This is a genomic window from Gilliamella sp. HK2 (assembly GCF_001690265.1).
GTDB classification, from domain to species: Bacteria; Pseudomonadota; Gammaproteobacteria; order Enterobacterales; family Orbaceae; genus Gilliamella; species Gilliamella apicola_C.
On record NZ_LZGV01000055.1, the window covers coordinates 1 to 2,393 of the forward strand.

Below are 2,393 nucleotides of genomic sequence, written 5' to 3' on the forward strand. Positions count from 1 at the left end.
AAGGCTTTCTAATTCTTTTATTAAGGGCTGAATTTCTCCATATAAAATAGTAGTATCAGCATAGTAATCATCAAATTTTTTTATTATTGGGTATTGATTTAATGGTTTCGCATTATTGAAAAGTTTATCATAATCAGACTTCTCAAGTGAAAATACCGGTGTGTTTCCATCTATTTTCTTTTGATTATTTGATGCCATAAAATCCAAAGCCATAAATACCTCATGTTCTAATTGGATGGGATTGTTGTAACCTTGTGTCTACTGTGTTTTTGGCTTACCAGTCGTTTAGAGGTATCGTAAAAGAAATTTTTTACTTTTTTTAATGATGAATTCATTAATCATAGACACCAATCTCTTCTGCTTTTGCAATTAACTCATCTTGCAATGAACCTTGTATTTCTTCTCCATCATACTCAAGCATGAAATCACCACTAATATTCGGTGGGAAATGTGTACCGTCTATGGTTCCAAAAACCGCAGACATTGTATCTACTATTACTATACGCAGAAAATTAAAAATCTTTTCTTGGTCTTTATCTGATAGCTTTGTGATAATACTTCTTGCTCTTGCAAAAGGATCATTAACGTTTGTAGATTCACTTGAATCACTTAAATGAATTTTATAATATTCAAGTGCATCATCTAAAAGTTCAGATAAGAGTGAGGTAACTACTAATTCATTTTTTCTTATTTTACCCATTTAACAACCTCTTTTTCTATTAGGCTTTGCTTTATTCATTTCTGGATACATTTCTTTATTTTTGGCGATTAATTTCTGAAAAGCGCTATTGGGTATTTGTGGGTAACCCCTTCTTAGCTTACGTATATCTCTAGCTAATAACTTTCTAATACTACTAAATTATTTTCCTGTTTTAGAGTTAGTTTTACTACGTGCAACAATTCCAACTTCATCTTTAAGGAACCTATGTTCTAGCTCTGGGAACTAAAGTAGCAGGGATCATACCCTTTGACAAGATTTTGCATAATTGCTTTTTGCCTTATATGGTGAGCATTCATTCCTAAATGATCAACTCTAGTCAACCCATTAGGCGTATACTCATACAGTTTAAACCCAGCGACTAATCCAATTGGGGCGGGCATAGTCAAGACCCTACATCCGAACCTGAAAGTTTTGTAATGCAATCTGGTTTCTCTGCCTAAATATTGTCCATTATATCTAAGGTTTTGCGCTACTGATTCCGTGTTCAATTTCCTGAATCCGTTTACTCCAGAGCTGGTAGCGGCATACTCTCAGTATTTTGCTATTTGAATCGGTTAACTTTTCCGGTTTTATCCCTAATATATATGTTGCTATCTTTATGTTAAATATGGTTCTAAGTAAAAATCACTATCTACGAAACAATACTCTAGCCAATATCCAGATTCTTTACTGTATCCCTGTAATATAAGATTATTTTTTTCAATAAATATTTTCTGAATATATTCAAAAAACTCTAATTCATGTCTAAGTAACTTTTTTTGTTCAAAACTATTATTCAAATCATTGACAATAAAAACGTTTGCTTGGAAAAATGACCAATTAAAAACTGACAAACTAATATTACTGATGTACTGTTTTTTCTCTAGATCGTAGACTGACTCAAAATATATCTTAATTTTATTAGAAAATATTTTAGTCTCCAAAATATTACAATCTGCTATTTCTATATGTTGTATATTCATTTTTTAACAACTTATTTTTTTATGATCAGCCGGTGACTTTGAATTAACAACGTTACCGTTAATATTTAAAGAGTTTCTTGCCTTATCATATCGATGGCATGATAGTATAAAACACTTTATCTAGCGGATCTAATTTAGCTACTATTGTTCTGATGTCTGTATATTTCCAATGTGCAAATGCATCATCAGGGGATCCTCCTTTCCATGAAATGTTTTCTACTTTTGATAAAGTATGGTAATGTAAGCCAGTTTCTCTGTCCTAATACTATCCCTGATATCTGAGGTTTAGCTCTACTGAGTTGTGCTCGATTGCCTGAATGTGCTTCCCAAGAACTGAAAGCTGCATTCCCAGACGATGTCACTATTTGCATCGGTTAACTTTTCTGGCGCACTATTTAGGTCGGTATGGAAGTAGACTGTTTCCTCATCTTCACTGTTTCTTTTGTCTATGCGTACCAACGGTTCGTAGCATTAACAGTCTAATATCGTTATTTCGATACTGGTAATGCTCATTAGGTATTTATCTGATTATGTGCAAAGCCTAATGATAGTATTGTCAGTCAATGATTATTTATGTTGATTGTTCAAAAGTCATATACGTATTATTTTTTTCATCTAAAAAAATATATAAGTAAGAAATATCATGCCTAATTTCGGTTATATCCAATTGGCCTATAAAAAATAACGGTTTATTTTCTACTGTTGGCCAT

The 2,393-nt window shown here is 32.2% G+C and carries 4 protein-coding genes; all 4 read right to left on the reverse strand.

All coding sequences use genetic code 11. The features are described 5' to 3' along the window. Nucleotides 1–213, reverse strand: a 213-nt coding sequence (locus tag A9G45_RS04675; RefSeq protein WP_141673606.1) for a hypothetical protein, incomplete at its 3' end; no start/stop codon positions are given. 121 nt (nucleotides 214–334) lie between these two features. Continuing rightward, the gene (locus tag A9G45_RS04680; protein ID WP_065567506.1) at nucleotides 335–700 is read right to left on the reverse strand and encodes a hypothetical protein; all 366 of its coding nucleotides are present in this window, start codon (nucleotides 698–700) and stop codon (nucleotides 335–337) included. 230 nt (nucleotides 701–930) lie between these two features. Further along, nucleotides 931–1,101 carry a hypothetical protein gene (locus tag A9G45_RS14370; protein WP_176700630.1) on the reverse strand — a complete coding sequence of 57 codons (171 nt, stop codon included), beginning with the start codon at nucleotides 1,099–1,101 and terminating at the stop codon, nucleotides 931–933. Nucleotides 1,102–1,317: 216 nt separating this feature from the next. Further along, on the reverse strand, nucleotides 1,318–1,683 hold the full coding sequence (locus A9G45_RS04685; protein WP_065567505.1) for a hypothetical protein: 366 nt from the start codon (nucleotides 1,681–1,683) through the stop codon (nucleotides 1,318–1,320). Between the last annotated feature and the right edge of the window lie 710 nt (nucleotides 1,684–2,393).